This is a genomic window from Halobacteriovorax sp. BALOs_7 (assembly GCF_003612895.1).
GTDB lineage: Bacteria > Bdellovibrionota > Bacteriovoracia > Bacteriovoracales > Bacteriovoracaceae > Halobacteriovorax_A > Halobacteriovorax_A vibrionivorans.
This window is the reverse complement of record NZ_CP027772.1, coordinates 1,124,023-1,144,820: the sequence shown is the minus strand read 5'-3', so window position 1 is coordinate 1,144,820 and position 20,798 is coordinate 1,124,023. Positions and strand designations below refer to the sequence as shown.

Annotated in this window: 23 protein-coding genes and 1 tRNA gene; 9 read left to right on the top strand and 15 right to left on the bottom strand. The window is 35.7% G+C overall.

What is annotated here, in order from left to right:
* Window positions 1-71: 71 nt before the first annotated feature.
* From BALOs_RS05665 to BALOs_RS05655, 4 genes are all read left to right on the top strand, one after another.
* A complete protein-coding gene (locus tag BALOs_RS05665; RefSeq protein ID WP_114706396.1) occupies window positions 72-728 on the top strand; it encodes an inorganic pyrophosphatase in 657 nt (218 codons plus the stop codon).
* Window positions 709-1,704 (top strand): YceI family protein, encoded by a 996-nt coding sequence (locus tag BALOs_RS05660; RefSeq protein ID WP_120404557.1) that lies wholly within the window; start codon window positions 709-711, stop codon window positions 1,702-1,704. The genes BALOs_RS05665 and BALOs_RS05660 overlap by 20 nt, the downstream gene beginning before the upstream one ends.
* 95 nt (window positions 1,705-1,799) lie before the next feature.
* Complete coding sequence (locus tag BALOs_RS15170) at window positions 1,800-1,991, top strand: hypothetical protein (protein ID WP_162929568.1); 192 nt, start codon at window positions 1,800-1,802, stop codon at window positions 1,989-1,991.
* A gap of 72 nt (window positions 1,992-2,063) precedes the next feature.
* Window positions 2,064-3,338, top strand: a complete 1,275-nt coding sequence (locus BALOs_RS05655; RefSeq protein WP_120404556.1) for an ectonucleotide pyrophosphatase/phosphodiesterase — start codon at window positions 2,064-2,066, stop codon at window positions 3,336-3,338.
* Window positions 3,339-3,394: 56 nt separating this feature from the next.
* Here BALOs_RS05655 and BALOs_RS05650 read toward each other — a convergent pair whose 3' ends face one another.
* From BALOs_RS05650 to BALOs_RS05640, 3 genes are all read right to left on the bottom strand, one after another.
* On the bottom strand, window positions 3,395-4,264 hold the full coding sequence (locus BALOs_RS05650; RefSeq protein ID WP_120404555.1) for a hypothetical protein: 870 nt from the start codon (window positions 4,262-4,264) through the stop codon (window positions 3,395-3,397).
* Window positions 4,265-4,378: 114 nt separating this feature from the next.
* Window positions 4,379-5,602, bottom strand: a complete 1,224-nt coding sequence (locus tag BALOs_RS05645; RefSeq protein WP_162929567.1) for a chloride channel protein — start codon at window positions 5,600-5,602, stop codon at window positions 4,379-4,381.
* A 44-nt stretch (window positions 5,603-5,646) separates the two neighbouring features.
* Entirely contained in the window at window positions 5,647-6,105 is a 459-nt protein-coding gene (locus BALOs_RS05640) for a VOC family protein (RefSeq protein ID WP_120404553.1), read from the bottom strand.
* Between the two features lie 147 nt (window positions 6,106-6,252).
* Here BALOs_RS05640 and BALOs_RS05635 point away from each other — a divergent pair, with 147 nt between their 5' ends.
* Window positions 6,253-6,591, top strand: coding sequence for a 30S ribosomal protein S20 (locus BALOs_RS05635; protein ID WP_120404552.1), 339 nt, complete (start codon window positions 6,253-6,255; stop codon window positions 6,589-6,591).
* A 31-nt stretch (window positions 6,592-6,622) separates the two neighbouring features.
* Here the strand turns inward: BALOs_RS05635 and BALOs_RS05630 are convergent, their stop codons facing one another.
* Both BALOs_RS05630 and BALOs_RS05625 read right to left on the bottom strand, forming a co-directional pair.
* Window positions 6,623-6,862 carry a hypothetical protein gene (locus BALOs_RS05630; RefSeq protein WP_114706403.1) on the bottom strand — a complete coding sequence of 80 codons (240 nt, stop codon included), beginning with the start codon at window positions 6,860-6,862 and terminating at the stop codon, window positions 6,623-6,625.
* 134 nt (window positions 6,863-6,996) lie between these two features.
* Window positions 6,997-8,907, bottom strand: a complete 1,911-nt coding sequence (locus BALOs_RS05625; RefSeq protein WP_162929566.1) for a hybrid sensor histidine kinase/response regulator — start codon at window positions 8,905-8,907, stop codon at window positions 6,997-6,999.
* A 320-nt stretch (window positions 8,908-9,227) separates the two neighbouring features.
* Between BALOs_RS05625 and BALOs_RS05620 the strand changes: the two genes are divergently transcribed.
* Entirely contained in the window at window positions 9,228-9,974 is a 747-nt protein-coding gene (locus BALOs_RS05620) for an endonuclease I family protein (RefSeq protein WP_120404550.1), read from the top strand.
* A gap of 52 nt (window positions 9,975-10,026) precedes the next feature.
* Here the strand turns inward: BALOs_RS05620 and BALOs_RS05615 are convergent, their stop codons facing one another.
* The 5 genes from BALOs_RS05615 to BALOs_RS05595 all read right to left on the bottom strand — a co-directional run bounded on the left by BALOs_RS05615 (window position 10,027) and on the right by BALOs_RS05595 (window position 12,477).
* Window positions 10,027-10,383: a hypothetical protein gene (locus BALOs_RS05615; protein WP_114706406.1), complete on the bottom strand. Its 357-nt coding sequence runs from the start codon at window positions 10,381-10,383 to the stop codon at window positions 10,027-10,029.
* Between the two features lie 2 nt (window positions 10,384-10,385).
* Entirely contained in the window at window positions 10,386-11,129 is a 744-nt protein-coding gene (locus BALOs_RS05610) for a phosphatase PAP2 family protein (RefSeq protein ID WP_120404549.1), read from the bottom strand.
* A gap of 110 nt (window positions 11,130-11,239) precedes the next feature.
* The gene (locus BALOs_RS05605) at window positions 11,240-11,668 is read right to left on the bottom strand and encodes a host attachment protein (protein ID WP_120404548.1); all 429 of its coding nucleotides are present in this window, start codon (window positions 11,666-11,668) and stop codon (window positions 11,240-11,242) included.
* Window positions 11,669-11,779: 111 nt separating this feature from the next.
* Window positions 11,780-12,226 carry a GNAT family N-acetyltransferase gene (locus tag BALOs_RS05600; RefSeq protein ID WP_120404547.1) on the bottom strand — a complete coding sequence of 149 codons (447 nt, stop codon included), beginning with the start codon at window positions 12,224-12,226 and terminating at the stop codon, window positions 11,780-11,782.
* Between the two features lie 2 nt (window positions 12,227-12,228).
* Window positions 12,229-12,477 (bottom strand): hypothetical protein, encoded by a 249-nt coding sequence (locus BALOs_RS05595; RefSeq protein ID WP_114706410.1) that lies wholly within the window; start codon window positions 12,475-12,477, stop codon window positions 12,229-12,231.
* Window positions 12,478-12,670: 193 nt separating this feature from the next.
* Here BALOs_RS05595 and BALOs_RS05590 point away from each other — a divergent pair, with 193 nt between their 5' ends.
* Window positions 12,671-13,972, top strand: a complete 1,302-nt coding sequence (locus BALOs_RS05590) for a hypothetical protein (protein WP_162929565.1) — start codon at window positions 12,671-12,673, stop codon at window positions 13,970-13,972.
* A 20-nt stretch (window positions 13,973-13,992) separates the two neighbouring features.
* On the opposite strand, the gene BALOs_RS05585 is transcribed toward BALOs_RS05590, so the two are convergent.
* Window positions 13,993-14,400: a GFA family protein gene (locus BALOs_RS05585; protein WP_120404545.1), complete on the bottom strand. Its 408-nt coding sequence runs from the start codon at window positions 14,398-14,400 to the stop codon at window positions 13,993-13,995.
* A 174-nt stretch (window positions 14,401-14,574) separates the two neighbouring features.
* Between BALOs_RS05585 and BALOs_RS05580 the strand changes: the two genes are divergently transcribed.
* Complete coding sequence (locus BALOs_RS05580) at window positions 14,575-16,578, top strand: DEAD/DEAH box helicase (protein ID WP_120404544.1); 2,004 nt, start codon at window positions 14,575-14,577, stop codon at window positions 16,576-16,578.
* Window positions 16,579-16,613: 35 nt separating this feature from the next.
* Here BALOs_RS05580 and BALOs_RS05575 read toward each other — a convergent pair whose 3' ends face one another.
* Together BALOs_RS05575 and BALOs_RS05570 are read right to left on the bottom strand one after the other, a co-directional pair.
* Entirely contained in the window at window positions 16,614-16,985 is a 372-nt protein-coding gene (locus BALOs_RS05575; protein ID WP_120404543.1) for a tRNA-binding protein, read from the bottom strand.
* A 139-nt stretch (window positions 16,986-17,124) separates the two neighbouring features.
* Window positions 17,125-17,200, bottom strand: a tRNA-Phe gene (locus BALOs_RS05570).
* 108 nt (window positions 17,201-17,308) lie between these two features.
* Between BALOs_RS05570 and BALOs_RS05565 the strand changes: the two genes are divergently transcribed.
* Window positions 17,309-18,091 carry an alpha/beta hydrolase gene (locus BALOs_RS05565; protein ID WP_162929564.1) on the top strand — a complete coding sequence of 261 codons (783 nt, stop codon included), beginning with the start codon at window positions 17,309-17,311 and terminating at the stop codon, window positions 18,089-18,091.
* On the opposite strand, the gene queG is transcribed toward BALOs_RS05565, so the two are convergent.
* A complete protein-coding gene (gene queG / locus BALOs_RS05560) occupies window positions 18,083-19,075 on the bottom strand; it encodes a tRNA epoxyqueuosine(34) reductase QueG (RefSeq protein ID WP_120404541.1) in 993 nt (330 codons plus the stop codon). The two genes, BALOs_RS05565 and queG, sit on opposite strands and share 9 nt — an antisense overlap.
* On the bottom strand, window positions 19,072-20,766 hold the full coding sequence (gene pyk, locus BALOs_RS05555; RefSeq protein ID WP_114706417.1) for a pyruvate kinase: 1,695 nt from the start codon (window positions 20,764-20,766) through the stop codon (window positions 19,072-19,074). The genes queG and pyk overlap by 4 nt, the downstream gene beginning before the upstream one ends.
* Between the last annotated feature and the right edge of the window lie 32 nt (window positions 20,767-20,798).

The window sequence follows — 20,798 nt, the reverse complement described above, 5'->3', positions numbered from 1 at the left end:
AGCTCCTATTTACTTCCTAGTTAATTCTCTTTGTGCTAAGTTATTGGCAAATATTTTTCAAAGGATTAATAATGAATAACGCAGAGCTAAATGAGTTTTTAGAAAAGTACGGACAAATGTTTAGACCAAATCCATGGCATGGTATCAAGACATGGGATGACGAATCAAAGAGAGTTCTAAACGCATATATTGAAATCACACCAAATGACCGTGTTAAGTATGAAGTTCATAAAGAAAGCGGTTACCTAATGGTTGATCGTCCACAAAAGTTCTCAAATATTATTCCACAACTATATGGATTAATTCCACGCACTTACTCAGATAAGAAATCTGCTGACTTTGCTGAGTCAGAAACAGGAAGAACAGGAATTGTTGGTGATCTAGATCCAATTGATATCTGTGTTCTTACAGAAAAGAATATTAAGCAAGGTGATATCCTAGTTAACTGTGTACCTATTGGTGGTTTCAGAATGCTAGATGGTGGTGAAATTGATGATAAAATCATTGCTGTTCTAAAAGACGATGCAATGTTTGGGCACATCACAGATGTAGATCAAGTTCCAACTGCTGTTTTAGAAGAACTTAAGCACTACTTCCTAACTTATAAAGAAATTCCTGTAAAAGAAGGTGAAGCAAAAGTTGAGATCACTGACCTATATGGTGCAGAAGATGCAATGAAAGTAATTAATCTAGGAATCGAGGACTATAATGAAAAATACGTTAAGTAAGAAATATAAAGGGTGCCAAATTTGGCACCTTTTTTTTGCACTAATTCTTTGCCTGTCTTTTGTAAATGTACAGTCAGCTTCATATATAGTTAACAAAGAGCATTCTAAGTTAAAGTTCAAAGTTAAGTATATGGCCCTAACAGACGTTGAGGGACAATTTGATGATTACAAGATTTACTTTGATATGAAAGATAAGACCATCTCAAACCTTGTTGGCCAAATCAAAGTTAATTCGATTAATACTTTTGATAAAAAGCGTGATCAACACCTAAAAAAAGACGATTTCTTTGATGCAAAGAAATATCCTGTAATTAAGTTTCAGTCAGTACAACCTTTTCCAGTAAATGAAAAAGAAGTAAAAGCTGAGATCCAGGTCAAAATTAAGAAAGTTCAAAAAACAGTACCTGTGAAAATCACTTATCTTGGTAAAAGAAGTGATCCATGGACAGAAAAAGAAGGACATTATTTTCAAGGCAGCTTTATCATTGATCGTTTTGATTTTGATATCAACTGGAGCAAAACTTTTGATGGTGGTAACGTCGTGGATAAAGATGTTCATATCAATTTTACAATTGAGGCATACCAGTCCAATGAAAAGCCTGCGTTTTCGAGGTTTTATCTACCAACAAACTCGGTAAAAAGAGAAGTTTCCCTTGATGCTAAAACATCAGGGGGAGATCTCATTATGCCAGAGAAGAAGGCCCCAAAGTCACCTGCTCCACAAGAGTCTAGTAGCTATTCAGCGCCTATGAATATCACACTCACTCTTTTTTCAACGGCAATTGTTTTCGCATTGGCCATTGGTGGAGGCATTTGGGGTCAACAGAAGCTCGTAAAGCTGATGGAGTCCAAGAATTTCTCAGATAATTTAACGTTCTTACTATCCACAGTTATCGTAACAACTTTTATTGCAGTTATCTTCTATATCACTACTAAATACACAGGGATAGGAACTCACCCACTTTTTAACAGATAACAAACCTTAAGAAATCCTTTAGAACTCCTCTATCACCGGCTTTCTTAAGAAAAAATTTACTTGTTCTTAAACTTTCAAATTATTAGAATTCTTCAATGAAGAAGATTGAAAGGGAGATTTCTACCATGACGATAGAAACAGTAGAGTACCAAGTAGTTGACGGGATCATTTTTACAAAAGATATCGATGGCCTATTTCGCCAGGAAATTGATATTCCACTTGATCATATAAGAACATTGAAATTCGCCTATCAAGATATCGAGTTTGATGATTATAACTGTTATTAATTCCTAATATACAAAAGTTAGGATCATCCCTTAAAATGTCATTATTAATGACTTAAAATAAGGGATTTATTCATGTTAAGAATTATCTTACCTATTCTTGTACTCTTAATATCATGTACAAAGAATGACTCAGAGTTTAAAAATAGCTATCACATAGAAGAGAAGAACCCCAATGCTGCTTCAGTCGAAGAGCTTCAAAACATCAACCCAGTTCTTCTCATCTCTCTTGACGGTTATCGTCACGACTACACTAAGAAATATTCACCGAAGTTTCTTTCTCAGTTTGCAAAGAGTGGGACACAATTAAAGAGTCTTATTCCAGCATACCCGACTAAGACTTTTCCTAATCATTTATCTATTGCCACTGGCCGATATCCAATGAATCATGGAATTGTGGCCAATCACTTTTATGCACCTGATTTAAACCAAAGTTACTCACTTAGAGATCGCAAAGCAGTTAAAAACTCAGACTTCTATCTTGCCACTCCAATCTGGTCAGCTGTAGAAGAGCAAGGACTTAGGTCTGCGACTCTATTTTGGCCAGGCTCTGAAGCCGAGATCAGTGGCCAAAGGCCAAGTTATTGGTATGACTATATTCACACAATGCCACATGAGGCGCGAACGAAACAAATCATTGAATGGCTAAAACTTCCTCAAAAAGAAAGGCCATACTTTACTACACTTTATTTTCCAGACGTAGACTCAGCAGGACATCACTATGGAACAAACTCCAAAGAAGTAAAAGAAGCGATTTTAAAAGTAGATAAAACGTTAGAAAGTTTTATTGCCACTGCAAGAAAGATTGTCCCTAACTTAAATATCATCATTGTCTCAGACCATGGGATGAAGGATGTAGACGAAAATAAGAAAGAATTAATTCTTAAGAATGAGGAACTTCTTAGCATGAAAGAGGATTATCGAATCTACGGTTCAGGTCCGATTGTTCAATTCTATTTAAAAGAGAACAAAAGAAATATCTCCCAAGATATTAGCTCTATCAATAAGTTAGCACAGAATTTTAAATGTTTTGATAAAGATTCAACTCCAGAAAAACTACACTTCAGATCAAGTCCAAGAGTTGGTAATTTTGCCTGTATCGCTCAAGATGGATATTGGATTGCCGCAACAGAATTTAAAATGCCTAAGGCCTCTCATGGTTGGGATCAATATTCAGATATGGATATGCATGGAATATTCTATGCAAGTGGACCCGACTTTAAAGAGAGTTACTTAGGAGAATCAAAAGAGAATATTCATATCTTCCCTCTTATCCTTAGAATCTTAGGTCTTGAAAATCAATATACGATAGATGGAAATCTAGAAAAAATAAAAGAAGTTCTAAAATAAAAAAGGCAGGTTTTCACCTGCCTTTCTTTTATATCAATATCTAACTTAATAAGTAATTACATATTTTTTGGCTTATACCAACATAGTGGTCTAATACCTGTTTCGTAATTATCGATTCTATTACAAGTACCAATAGTTGCATCTCTTTTAGATACATCTTCATTTAGATCTTTATCACAAAGAGCTCCTTGGAAGTAAGTATCTAGACGACACTGACCTGCTGGGTGCTTATCATCTGTTTTTCTAACTACTGATGAATCTGGAGTTGTAAAAGATACTGGACGTCCAGAGTTTAGAAGAGTTGCTAAACCTTTAGAAGCTTGTGCCATTCTCTTACATAGTGCATTTTCATTTTCATCAGACCATACTGAATCACACTTCTTTTCAACTTCTGGATCGATTTCCATTTTTGAAACGATACGAGCATTATTGTCATCTTGGAAGATTCTTCTGAAACACTTAAGTGATGCCCAGTAATCAGATTGACCTTCGTTTGATGCCCATGATGGGATCCAAAATCTCTTGATCTTTGGAGCACCTGCTAGGTGGTGTCCTAATTCGTGACATACTACTAGTGCAAATCCATCTGGAGTTACAAGCTCATGACGAGCTAGACCACCAAACATGTGAACATTCCATACTCCGCCAGCTTGGTTAGCGTATGCATTTACTGTTCCGTCTTCCCACTTGCGGTGAAACTTAAGAGTTGCACCTTCTGTTTCTACTACTGGAGCATAAACTTCATTTGCACGATCGATAATGATATTGAAAAGTTCTTCAGTCATTCCATTACCTGTTAGAGCATCAACTCCACGATACATATCGTTTGTTGGCATGAAACCTGTTTTTCCGTGAATATCACAAGAATAAGATTGAATTGAAAAGATTGCAGTGATTAGTGCAATCAATAGCGTTGATTTTCTCATCTCTTTCCTCCCTGAAAGTATATAATTAAATGTAAACAAGTCATTATAGAAATTTTGAAAACTATTTGAAAAGAAAAAATTTTTATTTGCGAGTTTAAGTCAGAAGCATTTTACTCAACTATTAATCTTTTTAAGAATTTGAGCTGAGTAAATACTCTCCTTACCTGAAACAATTTGAGCAATAATCATGGCAACGATCAGATAGGGTAAAATATGATGGCCAAATATTTCAGCTCCCATAACGATACAAGCAAGAGGTGTATTTGAAGCTGCTCCAAAGACTACACAAAAGCCGATTGCGGCCAAAAGATTAGGGTTTATCGTTAAAACTGATGAAAGCCATGAACCTGCAGTCGTACCAATATATACTAAGGGAGTAAACTCTCCCCCTTTAATTCCAGATATTAGGGATATTGCAGTAAGTAGAAATTTTAAAATAACATCCTTTATCGATACGAACTCAACAAGGGCCTGCTGAATAACGTCGATACCAAGGCCTGTATATCTTTGTTTAGAGATGTCATCTAATACGTAGTAAATCATTATTAATAATAAACTACCTAGAAAAGTTATAAGTAGAGGCTTACCAAAGCTTTTAATAAATGACTTCACATTATCGATCAGTAAAATAAATCCTCTAGCAAGAGCACCAAAGAATAGCCCTGCAATGATTGAATACCAAAGCCAATGCCAATTAAAGTCCAAACTTGTAAATCGTATATAAGTTGAATGAGGTGCATATAGTAAATGAGTCGTGTAAAAGCCAATATATGAAGCGATCAAACATTCCAGAAATGTTGAAAGCTTTATCTTTACATTTAAATAAATTGCCTCAATACCAAAGATAGCACCTGCCAATGGTGCACCGATTGCCGTTCCAAATCCGGCCCCACAGCCGGCCATTAATAAAACGGCACGCTTTCTTTTTGAGTGCTTAAAGAGTTTTGCCAATTGCTCGCCGATGGCCCCTCCCATTTGCACAGCACTTCCCTCTCGTCCAACACTTGCTCCAAATAAGTGGGATATAAGAGTTGAAAACATAATGAGAGGAATCATAATAAATGGTATTTTTCTTTTAGGTCGATGAACCTCATCAATGATCAGATTATTTCCTTGCTCACTAATTGGAGAAAACTTTTTATAACAAAAATTTGCAACGACCATTGCAATAGGTAAGAAATAAATAAGAGCTGGGTATTTAAATCGCGTTGTAGTAACTAACTTTAGCAGATGTAGAAAAACTGAAGATGCAATTCCTGTTAAAACTCCTAATACCACGAAAGTGAAATAGTATTTTAAGTCTCTTTTTTCATTTAGTTCATCATCTGAAATTGCCATAATTCCATTGTAAGTAGGAATCATGGCAACGTCTATTTATAATTCTACCAAGTTCCAGTGTTTTCCATTTCTTTCCAAGGAGACTTTGGTTCAAGAGCTTCACCTTTTTGAAGTAGCTCAATTGAAATATCATCAGGAGATTTTAAAAACGCCATATATCCATCACGAGGTGGACGATTTATCGTTATCCCCATTTCTTGTAAACGCTCACAAGTTTCATAAATATTTTCAACTCTAAATGCTAGATGTCCCCAATTACGGCTACTATTTGGCATTTGCTCAAAGCTTCCATCTTCATTTGGCCAATTATATGTCAGTTCAATAAGTGGAGACTCTTCTTTCTTTGCTCTTTCAACATCACCAGGAGCACTTAAGTAAACCAGTGTAAAACGTCCAGCTTCACTCTCAATTCGATGGACTTCTTTAAGCCCTAATTTATTGCAGTAAAATTCCATACTTTCATCAAGATTAGTTACACGAACCATTGTGTGGAGAAATTCCATCACGACCTCCTATTTCATCCAATTTTTGTGGTCAATTTTAAACTCATATTAACAAGAAAAATGGCGATAACGTACTAAAATTTCGTAAGGTTTTTGTAGGCCCTGGACCTTATCGTATAATTTTGTGAAGTAAAAAAAGGATACAATATGAAGTATTTAGGACTAGTTGTTTTTGGCCTCTTGTTTAATTTCTCACTACAGGCCAGTGGTGTTGATCGAAATATGACTGCCTCCATGATTGATAAGATGGTAGCAAAAGGAATTATTGGCCCAGAAGAAGCAAATAATGCAAAGTCTAAACTTGCGGCGATGCCTGACCAAGAATGGAATCAATTATCTGACTTAGGAAGAAAGCTTGCTTCAAAGCAGATGAATAACAAAAATGTTGATTTTGATGTAGAAAGCGCGGCAAAGAATATTGATTTTGACTCAAAACAATTCAAAGATATCCAATCTCAAGTAAAGAGCATAATGAATAGTAATTAAATAAAAAGGCCACTATAAAAGTGGCCCTTGTTTAATCTTCTCTAAATTTTTTATCGTGTATTTCTGGATGAACATATTTTTCAAAATAGTCTCGAGATATCCTTTGGCGAGAGTCATCCTTCTCTCTTGAATCTTCAGGAATCTTGTCTTCGACATAAGCCGCTGAGTTTGAGTAACTACCTTCATTTCCTACGCTTGAAATATTTCGATCTTTTTCAGCGTATGAAAATAGCGAACTAAAAATCATGGCAAACAATAATAAACGCTTCATAAATAACCTCCCATTTCCTTCGGGAATTGAAATGCGTTAAGTTTCCCTACAAGTTAATAATACTGCACCTTGGGAGCATTTTAAAGGGCCCGGCAAAATAATGATCAAATCTTAACATTAAGTTTACATTGAATTTATGCTGCCGATTTAAGTTCCTGATTAGACAAGACTTCATTGATCTTTTCAATCAACTGTTCTTCAGTAAATGGTTTATAGATAAATCCATTTACATATTCATATACATCCTTGTCTGAACCTTCAAAATTTAAGTTTACGCACCCACTAGTTAAAATGAACTTGGGTTGATTAAGGTTCTTATGTGAGCGAATTTCTCTCAATAACTGTGGGCCATTCATATTTGGCATCTTTAAATCAGAAATGATGATATCGAATTCCTTTGGATCATCTAAGTACATCTCTAAGGCAACTTTTCCATCTTCAGCAGTCTTAGTATTAATTCCCAAGTCCATTAAAATTTCTTGTAATAATTCTCTAATACCTTCTTCATCATCAACGACTAAGGCATTACATTTTACACATTTAATTTCTTTAGCTTTAACTTCGACACTTTGATTCATCATTTCTTGCTTTATCTCCTCTTTCTTAGACTCATCCATATATGCAGGAACGACAACTTGAAACTCAGTCCCCTTTCCAATCTCACTACTAACATTTATTTTTCCATGAAATATATCCTGGACGAATTCACGAGTTAATGAAAGTCCAATACCTGTCCCACGTCCAACGTCTTTAGTTGTATAAAATAGATCAAATATTCTTTCCTGATCTTCCTTAGTGATACCAGCACCATTATCTAAAACTGAAACAGCTATGTTTTCGCTATCTGACTTTACGATAACTTTTATGAGTGCATTTTTCCGATTTTCAACGGCATCTCTTGCATTAGAAATTAGATTAATCAGCACCTGTTGAAACTTACCTCTATCTCCTTTGATATAGAGATCTTCATCAATTGATAGTGAAAGAAGAACTTTAATCCCATCTTTTTCATACAACTCCTTAAGCATTGAAACAGTATCAATACAAAGCGCACTTACATTAAAAAGTTTTTCTGACTCATCAGCATCATCTCTAGACTGACGTGAGAATTTTCTAAGTGCAGAAACGATTCTCTCAATTCTTTTAACTGACTTATCTACCTTTAAGAGTCTTTCGCCGACATCAGTTTGACGATTAACTAGCTCTTTTAATTTCCCTAGTTGTCCAATAATAATAGATAAAGGATTATTTATCTCATGACCTATTCCAGCTGCTAAAACTCCAATTGATGCCAGCCTTTCATTCTGACTAGCTATTTTCTTCTGCGTCGCAATTTCATCAAATTGTCTCTCAATTGCTCTTTTTTGTTTTTTAACTTTTAAAGAAATTAATTTCTCTCGTTTTAAAGCCGATTCCACGTTGTAGATAACTAGTCCAAATAAAGCCGCAAATAACGTAAGAATTAAAATATAGTCAAAAGATAAAGTTAGAGATGAGAAAGAAACAGGTTTTGTGACTTCTATGTAGTAATTTTGATTACCGTCAACAATAAAGACTTCTTCATTAAAGTAATTCATCATTCCTGAATCTAGATCACTTTGACTAGTTCGTAAGTTAATCCTAATCCCTGAAAGACCACCTTCCATAAGGTCTCTAGGTATTAAGGAATTAAATTTAAAAACCATTAGAGCGCGACCTTTCGTGCCGTCAACAGAGCTTACATCTTGAAAGATATAAACGTTAGAGGTGTCTTTATCGAAACCAGAGGAATTTTTACTTTGATATTTACCGCAATTATCTCTTCTACTATTTAGAGTTTTATATGTTGTTCCATCTTCACCAAAATAACAGATTGAAGAAATATTTAAATCTGAGAGCATATTATTTGTGAAATTATGAAACTCCCACTTATTCACATTTAGCGACGATGAAAAAAATTGTGCAATTGTACTAAGAACTTCACTCCTTAAATTTCGAGCGGCCACTATCCCTGCAGACAGCTTCCTTGCATCACTTTTGAACTCTTCATGATACTTCTCCCTCAACACTCCATCCCTTTGAAAGTAGAGAATGACAAGGAAGGCCAACCCAGAGAGTAATAACACAATGGAAATCTTAGATAAGCCACGCATCATTAAGGACCTTTTTTATTTTCACCTAACTCACATCGTCATCTACATAACATTCTAAACTTAATTATTTGTTAACAAGTGTTGTCAAAAAAAAGGCCTTCAAAATATTAAGATAAGTTCCTAATATTTTATTACATATAAGGGGGTCTAATTTTTCTTATTAGACAGATTAATTAAACTGGCCTATAAATTAAGTACACACACAAAGAAAAAAATGACCACTGGAGAAAAAAATGAAGATGAAACTACTCTTCGTAACCCTACTGTCGTTCGCTGCGACAGCAAGCTACAACCCTCAACAACTTAAAACCTTAATTTCAAAATCTTATTCAAATTCAGACTTAAAAAGTAATTTAAAAAGAATGACTTCAGATGGTCACTACAGAAACTCTTATCGTACGGCCCGTGAATACCTCTTTGGTGAACTTCACTTAAAAAGAGATGGAGGCCATGGACAATATATTCGCGATGTTTATTGCGATGAGGTCTACACGAACTCGACACCAAATATCGGAACAATTGGAAGAAATAGAATACCAAATCACCAAGTCGTAAATTGTGAGCATACATGGCCACAATCAAAGTTTGGAGGAGCTGATCAAAGATACCAAGTATCTGACCTTCACCACCTCTTTCCTACTCAAAGTCGTGCAAATAGCATCAGAGGAAATTATAACTTTGGTGAAGTTGATAGTAAGAATGCAAGACTTGATGATTGTCAGGTATCAAAATTTGACAACCACACTTTTGAGCCACCAGAATTTCACAAAGGAAATGTCGCTCGTGCAATGTTCTACTTCTCAGTACGTTATGGCCGCAACTTAAACTCTCATCAAGAAAGACTATTTCGCCTGTGGCATAAGCAAGACCCAGTGGATGCTGATGAAAGAGAAAGAAATGAAAAGATTGAGCGTATTCAAGGAAATAGAAATCCATTTATCGACGCTCCTGAACTTGTTTCAGAAATCCAAGACTTCTAATATATTTTTAAATTATAGAAATATGAAGGGCACTTTTAAGTGCCCTTTTTTATTATTTTGAATAATAGACTTGGCAATGAGATGAACACTCTTCGAAGTTTTGAATATCACCGCGCTGACTTAATCTCAATCCTCTTAAATTTGCTAAGAGATCTTCTAACTCCGGTGTCCCTCCACCAAATAAGTCATAAAGCTCTTTTGCTACACCAATCATTGCCGTAGGTTTAACTCCACATTCAATTCCAACAATACAAGAAATTGTACAATGCTTATACTTATCAACTTCTAGATTCTGTGTTTCAAGAACTCTTTTATAATATGTAGCTGATTCAATTGCACAGATTAGTCCATCAGAAGCAAATGACGGAAGTGAAACGCAAATTAATACAGATAAGAATAGGTTTTTCATACCTAAAAACTTAATGCATATCCTATGCTTAGGCCATCTAAATTCTCAGTAGGAAGTACTGTGAACCAATATGGTTTTCCATAATCCATATTATTGAAGTAAATCCCCCATGCATAGCTCATCCCAATGGTCATACCAGCCGTAACATCATGAAGATAATGCCACTCGTCGTTTATACGACTAAAAGAGATAAATATTGCAGCGAGATGGGCCAAACTCCCCCACACAACACCATCCTGCGCTAAAACGACAGAAGCAAATGCAAAAGACGCCGAAGCATGCCCAGAAGGAAAAGAGTCATGCTCTTGAGGATAACCAGGTCTCGTTTCATGAATCATACTTTTTAATGCTGCTGTTGTCCCTACAGTATAGAAAGTGGCCTGAAGCATATGAGAAGCTTTTTTAGCGCCTCTAGCACCACCTAATAAGTAGTTGCCTAAAATATACGTTGCATTTAGATAACCATAGCCAATATCCCCGCCAAACTTTCCCAAGCCTTTTAGGTGATTCTTAGCGACTGCTCTTCTTTGGATTTCATCAAAGCCTTTAATTTGTTTAAGTAGACGAAGACCAGCAGTAATTGTTGTTCCAGTCCAAAAGATATACTTAGCATCAGTACAAACTGGCGAAGTGAAATCAGATAGGAACCAACCACACTCATTCGCACGAGAGCTGACTGGATTATAGATAAGAAAAAAGAATAAAATTAGAACTCTTTTAAAAAATGTAGACTTAATAAATACCAAACTTAAACTTCCTTGTTTTTAAGCTTACTTATTTTACAGCGTATTCAGGATGTTTGCCTACACCTACATTTGTTTTAATCAAAAGTCATAAATACAATGAACCAAATCATCTAAGAAGCGATTAACTTTTTGATTTCACGATCAGAGCGTTCACCAAAGTCCTTATTTGTATATTGAGTGACTTGCTTACCTAGCTCTTTATCTAAGTTCTTTTTAAGGATACCTAGAAAGGAAGGTGCCGCTACGATTTCAAGTTTATCAAATTTATTTCTTGTACGATTCTTTTCAAGAAAATCATTGATCTCTTTTGCAAAGCTAATTTCATTATGCTCTTTAGCAGTTGTCTTTGGCGAAAATGATTGTTGTCCATGACTATGACTTTGGGACATTGAGCCTCGACGATCAGAAACCTGTTCAGACTCACTTGTTTTGGCCGTAGGATTTTCTAAACTTTCTATTAGTTTTAAATCTTTTCGTTTAATACGCTCATAAACTCGAGCACTAGATTTATTGGCGACAATTACCCATGAACGATTCATAGAGACCTCCTGTATGAGACTATAACCATCATCGCCTGATTTTATAAAAACTACTAACTAATTAAGGTAAAGAATAAGCTTTTGACTTACAATGTGAACATATTTGGAAACTTATATTTCCTTTTCCATGATGATTTGCTCGATACCATCATCTTTAATACGCTTTTCAAAAATATAGAAACCAAATTTTAAATTAAGACTTATCATTTCAGGAAAACGATCATCTGTATGAGTACGTAATTTTTGGAATCCCTGCTCCCTTACCCATTGATGCTGTCTTTCCATCAGCTTTGTTGCTAACTTTTGTCCACGATAAATTGATGAAACACCACCAATCCAACTATAGAAATAATCCTCGCGATCATAACCGATTTTAAAGGCAATAGGCTCATCACCATCAAAGAAGAACTGCGCTAGAAACTTCTTACAATGACGAGTTTTGTCTCGCATTTTTTCTATACTATATGGAAGACTAAAGATATAGCCATTAACCTTTGAAACGATTTCAAAAACTTCATCGGTATTCTTTGTATATTCTCGGTACTCATAATCTGACATATTTATTCAATCCAAACTCGATATGATTTTTTAGGATCATTAATCTCAAAAAGTGTTTGAGGCCTATAATCACTATCTTTAACTTTTTTGACAATACTCTCAAGATCAATATTTCTTTCTTTTAATTTAACTAATGCAACATCTGGCATTAATGTTTCGATATGCTTTAGAGAATAAATAGGAAGTTTTATATTCGCTTTTTCTTTGCCATCTCTTTTTATGACAATTCGAAGTTTTGTTGCCTTCTGCATATCTCCTCACTAAATTAACACTTAAAAAAATTATCATAGGGTATTCTTTTTGTTTAGGGAATATAGCGACTTAGAATATAAGATAATTTTATTCTACATATACTACACTTGATCATTATTTAGACACAAGACTCACGTAACCTACTGAAATAACAATCGTTTTTTTGGCACCTCATCTGCATCTAAACTAATGATGATAAGATTCTTATTTATACTATTCACATTCAACCTCTCAGTTTGGTCAGCAGATCTTCATCTGTTTAATTCAGATGATGTCTTCAATGACAACTTTGCACAAAGTATTTTTTCAGGGGGGCTTAAAGCTGGCGAAAGTATCCATCTACGTGGAAAGAGCGTCATCTACAAAGAAGTCCTTGGAAGTGGGAATACGACTTTAATATTAAAAGTACACGACAGTGAAATGGGACAAGATTTGGCCCTTAGACTTCCCCATGGAAACCAAGAAAAGAATTATAATATTCATGATGGGAAGCGATTTATAAATCATTCCTTTGCAGGATTTAGTGAGCTAGAAGAAACAAAACTTCCAATTCCAATGATTCATTCATATGAGGATAGCTCTTACCTTCTTGTAGATGTAATAGAAAATGACTTTGACTTGAAAGACTTTCTTACAAATAACGAATCAATACCAGATGTAGAAAAAGCTCATATTGAAGAAGCTCTTTTTGACTTTGCAAAACAAAGTGCAATTTATCAAACTATTGGAGATTTCCATGTCGAACAACTTGTCTATTCAAAGGCAAAAGGTAAATGGTTTCTATTAGATTGGTCATCTGGCCATGAATTAGCACGACTGCCATCATCACCAACTCTATTTACTCAACACTTTTTTACAAATAGCAAACGTCCTATCACTGAATACGAATCGAATTTACTAAATAGCTTAAACGAGATTGTCAGTGAAGAAAGAACGAAACAATCAGAATTAGATACAATTGAGCTTGAAAAAATAAAACAACAACTTAGTGAAATAACAGATTACAAGAAGATCTTAGAAGTTTACAAAGAAATTGAAACAAAGCATTTAATGTCTTTTTACACCTTATTACAAAAGGACTTTATCTCCAATCACTTAAACAAATTCCCATCTGGTGAGTTAAAGAAACAAGAGCTAGAGTTACTCCTTAATCACTTAGGAAAGTTTTCTCCTTACTACTTTTCTCAATTTGCAGAAAAAGTCATGGCCAATATTTATGACCTTGATGCATTTATGTTCATCTATAAGAAAATGAATGAAATTGGATTAGACGAAGAACTTGAAGACGATATCTCAAATATTATCTCTGATAATATTCAAAGAATACTCTCTAATACAACAGAGTCGCCAGAGGCCACAGAAACAATTGAAAAACTTAAGGGTGATTTTGGACTAATCAGCTATCGAACTAAAGATATTCTTGCAAAAGCATCCGACTTCTTAAGGCCGCCCCAAAGCTGCCAAGAAGTACTAGCGGAAATTCTCAATTCATAAGAATAATAAACTTAGCTACACTACCTAGGCAGCCCTTCAAATGAAGGTAGTTCATCTAACTTATCTTCCCAATTCGCTTTACTTCCAATAAACAAATGAGCATTAGGTTTTATACTAACAGGAACATCCAAACTACCTGCAGGTACTACAATCAAGTCACCATTATTTTGAATGCTAGGAACAGCTGAACCACAATTAGTACAAAAACTTTTAACGTGTCTTGTGTGGGGCAAATTAAATGTCTTAACGAGGTCTTCTCCAGATAACCAACTTAGCTTTGAATTTGTCGTAAAGAGGTTTGCCGCATGAGCAGATCCTGTATCTTTTTGACAATACTTGCAATGACAAAGAAAGAAGCTTTCAAAACTTCCTTCAAGCTCAAATTTAATATTTCCACATAAGCAAGATCCTGCATTCTTGTTACTCATACTTATCCCTATTAAATAGATTAAAAGTTGAACAAATGGTATTTATGGCCCTTGTTCTACTATAGTATGCAATAATTTAATAATTGTTGGCAAAAAAGTACTGAAACGCAGTTATTATAAGGAAAGTTAAGAAATTACTTAGATTAATGTGTCATATAGCGTATATTCATTGCTATGACAGATAATATACCATTTGAAGACTTTAATTTAAGCGCAGGCCTCCTTGAATCCATTAAAAAATGTGGTTTTACAACAGCAAGCGCCATCCAAGAACTTACAATTGATCCAATTTTAGAAGGTAAAGACATACTTGCCCTTGCTGAAACAGGCTCTGGAAAGACTGCGTCATTTGCCATTCCTATCATCGAACACATCATTCACGATGACCTCGTGAAAGTTGATGATGTTCACTATGTTGTCCTATCTCCCACAAGAGAATTAGCGCAGCAAACTGCAAAGGTCTTTAACGATCTAGGTAATGACTCTGGAATTAAAACGATTTGCGTTATTGGAGGTGAAAGCCTCGCAAAGCAAAAAGAGCAAATTAATAAGGGTGTGCATATTATTATTGCTACTCCTGGCCGCTTAGTGGACCTACTTAAGCAAAAGGCCGTCCTCATTGATCGCACTTACGGAATCGTATTTGATGAAGCTGACCGTTTATTTGATATGGGCTTCCAAAAAGATATCGAATACACTCTTGCTCAAATGCCAGATGACAGGCAATTAATCATGGTATCGGCCACGACTAATATGGCAGTTTTAAATACGGCCTATAAATTTAACTCAACGCCAATTGAGCTTAAGTTAAATGAAGATAATATGGTTGTTGATCACATTGATCACAAGCTAGCGATGGTTAACGAAAATGAAAAGATGGGCCTTCTCGTAAACCTCATCCGAAACCACGAAGATGCATATGCACTTGTCTTTTGTAACACAAAGTTTCAAACACACTTAGTTGCTGAGTGGCTAATCGCAATGGATTTCAAAGCAAAGGCAATCTCAGGTGGCCTTTCTCAAAGTAAGAGAACAAAGCTAATCAAAGATTTTAGATCGAAAGAGACGACAATCCTTGTTTGCACAGATGTTGCAGCACGAGGGCTCGACATTAAAGATGTTAACCTTGTTATCAATTACGATCTTCCTCAAGATGCTGCTAACTATGTTCACCGAATCGGTCGTACAGGGCGAGCAGGCTCAGAAGGTGAAGCAATAAGCTTTTGCTCTTTTGATGACTGTGAATACCTAGACCCAATTCAAGAATTTATTGGCGATAAAATTCCAAAATTTGAAGTTGGACCAGATGATATTTCTAAGCAGCTTTCAAAGAAGCCATTCATTGATCGTAAAACTTACAAAGTTGTCGATAGAACGACTGGCAAGCCTCTAACTCAAGAGGAAAAAGAAAAGCGTAAGAAACCAGTACGCAAAAAAGCTCAAAAGAGAACTCAAGAAAGAACTCAGGCAACAGCAAAGACAACTAAAAAAGCTGATACTCACGTAAATAATCAAAAGATTACAAAACCAGTTAAGAAAATAGAAAAGAGACCAAATACACCGAAGTTTACGATTCAAGCAGACTCTCAAGAAAGTGCAAAAAAAGCCGCTCTTGAATTCTTTAAGATAAAGTATGATTCTCAACTAAGCCTTGATGAATCGACACCAGGACGTAAGAAGTTTTTCTTATTTGGAAAAAGGCTTACAAAGTTCACTTATAGTCTTAGACCAACGTATAAGAAGATCGTGATGCCTTTCTTAATTGATGTGATAAAGAAGGCAAACTTAAAGCTATTTGCAAAATTCTCATTCAATGGAAAGAATATTAAAATCTTCTTTTCAGGAAAAGATGAGAAGATGTTAACACGTGATAATAATGAGCTACTCCAAGCTCTTGAGCACCTGACAAGACTACACCTCTACAACAGTGTTGAAGTCCCAAGAGAAGTTAGACTAAATTTCAAGTGTAAGGATATTAAGAATCAAGAAGACTATCTTATTAAGATGGTTGAGCGCGAGACAGCTAAAGTGCTAGACACTCGTGAGCCAGTCACACTTAAAGCATTAAACTCTTCAGATCGCAGGCTTGTTCATCAACACCTTGATAAGCACAAAGAAGTTAAAACAGTCTCGATCGGTGAAGGCCGAATGAAGAAGATCCAAATAACACTAGTGTAATTTTCTAATCCAGGTGCTTCTTCATTTACCTTACATTAATGAAGTCTAGCACCATTTGGAACGTCTTTATCTAAATCGAAAAGAACAATATCATTGTTTTTGTCTGAAAATCCCATAACAAGAACTTCCGACATAAACTTTCCTATTTGCCTTGGAGGGAAATTCACTACGGCCAATACTTTTTTACCGAGCAACTCATCTTTTGAATAATGTACAGTGATTTGCGCACTTGATTTCTTTATACCTACACCCTCACCAAAGTCTATTTTAAGCTTAAAGCTTGGTTTTCTAGCTTCCGGAAAGTCTTCAACTTCAACGACCTCTCCAATTCTCATATCAACATCAAGAAATTGATTAAAATTGATTTCAGCAGCTGGCTCACTATTTGGATTAAAATCAAGGTGCACTTGCTCTCCCATTCTAATTTAATTCGAAAACTTATTTTAGGGTATAAAAATGCCCTTGTAAAAAATAGAGTTTTGTAGTGTGCAATGTTTTGATGATTGAAGGTAAAAAAAAAGCCAGATCAATGATCTGGCTTTTTTATGGTGCCCCGACGCGGATTCGAACCACGGACACAAGGATTTTCAGTCCTTTGCTCTACCAACTGAGCTATCAGGGCATAAATGATTTGGTTCCAATAAATTAATGGTTTATGCCTTCTTCGTCAATAGAAAATTAAAAAGTTTTTTAATTTTAATTTGAGATATCTTTAATTATTATGTCTGCTATGAATGAAAAATTTTTAAGTATCGATAAAATTATTTTAACAGTAAATGAGACTACGGTTAACGCCCTACTCTTTAGACCACCACAAACTAAGCTAAAAAATACTGGTTACGCTATTTTTACTCATGGATATACTTCTCACAAGATAAGTATTTTTTCTTGGGCACAGAAGCTTTGTGACGATGGAGTCCCAACTTTAATCTTTGACCAACCGGGTCACTTTACTGGATCTTTTCACGATGTGAACTCATTTGAAGACTTTAAAAATGACGCACCGGAACTTTTTAAAGAAGCAATTACAAAATTAACTCAAGCCTATCCAAATCAAGAAAAGAAACTTCTAGTTGGTGGCCACTCACTCGGAGCTCTTACATCTATTCTAGCAGTTCAAAATAACTACTTTGAGGGCTTTGACATTCATCATGTTGGTGTTGGCTTTGGTATTCCACCAGAAGGTGTCACACATGTATTTGATACGCCTTTTTATCAGGCCACAGTAAGAGCAAGAGCAGAGCTTGTCTCACCCCACCTTGGCCCAGATACAATCTTTCCTTGGATCAAGGATCAAAAGCACAATTTAACCTTATCAGGTCACAAAATTCACCTCATCTCAGGTGAAGATGATGTGGTTGTAGGTAAAGAGGGAATGGAGAATTTTGCAAAGATCTTAGAAGAACTTGGCAATACAGTGACAATGGAGAAGCCTAAGAAGCTTGGCCATCACCTACCAGATATGGCCGGAAGTTTTATAAAGAAGTATGCAAAGAAAATTGAACTAATCTAGATAATAGCGAAGGTTTTTTAGCATCCCAACACGTCCAGTGCGCTCAAGTGGAGTGCCTTTGAATTGACGTCGATACTCACGATTACTCATGGCCTCAAGATCATTGATAATCTCATCCACAGGCCTTGTTAAAAAGAAGTCGATAAATTGCCTTCCACTTTCTTTAAACGCTTCAGAGTCGCTTTCTAGCTTTCTCTCAAGCCTCTTATTCCAAGGACAAACATCCTGGCAAATATCACAACCAAAGAATTCTCCGCGGGCCTTATCAAAGCCTTCAGGTGCTTGAATATCTTTAAAATGTTCGATGGTAAAAGTTGATATACACTTATCTGCAACAATTGTTCGCTTCTCTAAATCAATAGCATCTGTAGGACAAGCATCCGCACAACGTGTGCACTGGCCACAGTGATCCGTTTCAAATTTATCATTTGGGGCCTCCACTTCTTTATTAAGTAAAAGTGAGCCAATAATGAAGTAGCTTCCAATATGACGATTAATAAGCATAGAATTCTTTCCATACCAGCCAAGCCCTGACTGATAAGCAAAGTCACGCTCAAGAATTGGTTGTGTATCAAGAGAGAACTTAAATTCAAGATTCGGGTCAAGCTTTTGTAACTCTTCCCCTATGGCCTGTAATTTATCTCTCACCTCATAATGGTAATCACGACCTTTAAATCCAACAACGTAATTGGCGATTTTTAGCCCATTGCTCTCGCTACTTTCATAGAACTTCTTTGCACTACGAGCAATATGTGAGTAATCAAAAGCGATAACTAATGTTGACTTAATATCAGGATAGTAATTTTTAAGATCTTCTCTTTTTATAGCACGTTCATCCGCAAGATAGCCAAGGGCACCATAGAGCCCATCACTTACCCACTTTTTGAATCGATCAAGAGACTTTGGTTTTGATGCAGAGACGACACCCCATACTTTAAGGCCTTGGCCATTTAGGATATTTTGGATATCATCTCTTTTAATCATGACTTTTCAATAATTTCGATAGCACCTGTTGGACACACTCTGATACATTCATAATCAAGAGTACAGTGCTTAATATTGTCTTTATTAAGTTTTGTAAGCTTTGTTTTCTTATCAGCTTGCCAAATCTCATGCGGACAAATTGAAACACAGTTTTGACAAGTTGAGCAGATATTATGATCTAGTAAAATTCTTTTTTTTTTATCTTCTGCTATATCAAAAGGTTCTTCACCAGATTCTTCATGATGCTTTGCTTGTTTGATTATTTCAACTTTCACCGAGTTAGAATAACCTTTAGAGAAGATCTTTCCATCACCTAAGGTAACAACGATCTTATCTCCGTTAAAAAGCCCCATCTTCTCTTTTGCATGATTCACAATATACTTAACGTAAGAGCCTGTATCTTGTACTTCTTCTTCTACAAGATATGGATAAACACCCCAGTATAAACAAATACGACGAGCGGTACGAAGATTATGAGTCACACCTGCAACTGGTGTTTGTGGTCTAAACATCGAGACCTTACGACAAGAATTACCACCTTCAGTTACTGCAAGAATTCTCTTTGCTTCGACTTTTTCAGCAATCATTGATGCTGCAACCATTACTGATGAATTTACAGAAGAAAGGTCAATATTTCTAAGAAGAGGTCTCTCCTTTGGAGTCTTCTCTGCTTCATAAATAATATTACTCATCATAGTAACTGTTTCAACTGGATACATACCAGAAGCCGACTCACCAGATAACATAACAGCGTCAGTACCATCCCAAATAGCGTTGGCAACATCACTTGCTTCTGCTCTAGTTGGTGTTGGTGCATCTGTCATACTCTCAAGCATTTGTGTCGCAGTAATAACAGGAATCATACGATCATTACACTTTTGAATAAGCTCTTTTTGAATAGAAGGAACAAGGTGGTTACCTACTTCAACCCCCATATCACCACGAGCAACCATAATGACATCTGTAATATCAAGAATTTCTTCGATATTATCTAGGGCCTGTGGTTTTTCTATCTTAGAAACAATAGGAACTCTTACTTTTAGCTTATGAAGTAAGGCCTTCACTGTTTGAATATCTTCTTTTTTACGAACAAAAGAAAGTGCGATGTAATCGATATTATGTTTTAGAGCAAACATTAAATCTGCTTCATCTTTTTCAGTAAATGCAGGAGCAGAAACTTCACAGTCAGGAAGATTAATTCCTTTATTAGACTTAAGCTCGCCACCTACAATAACTTCGATTTTATAAACATCACGATCACGCGTTGTCGCTTTTGCTATTAACTTTCCATCATCAAAGAGGATTCTTGCACCATCATGACAATCATCAACAAGCTTTTCGTATATCGTAGGAATATAGCAATCTTTATACTCAGGATAATCTTCTTGCTTAGACGAAGGACCTATTACCCATGTTTGGCCTTTTTCTAATTGAAGGCCATTTGGTAATTTATCTGTACGGATTTTTGGACCTTGAAGGTCGATTAGAATCGCAATTTCACGTCCAAGGTTCTTAGAAGCCTGACGTATATTTGAGATAAGCTGTGCATGTGCCTCATGAGTACCATGGCTCATATTTACACGAGCAACATTGATCCCTGCTTTGATGAGTTTTTCAATCATCTCAACAGTGTTTGATGAAGGACCTAAAGTCGCAACAATCTTCGCACGACGGACTCTGCCCATTCCCATTATCTCTCCCTGAATTCTTATATTTCAATTCT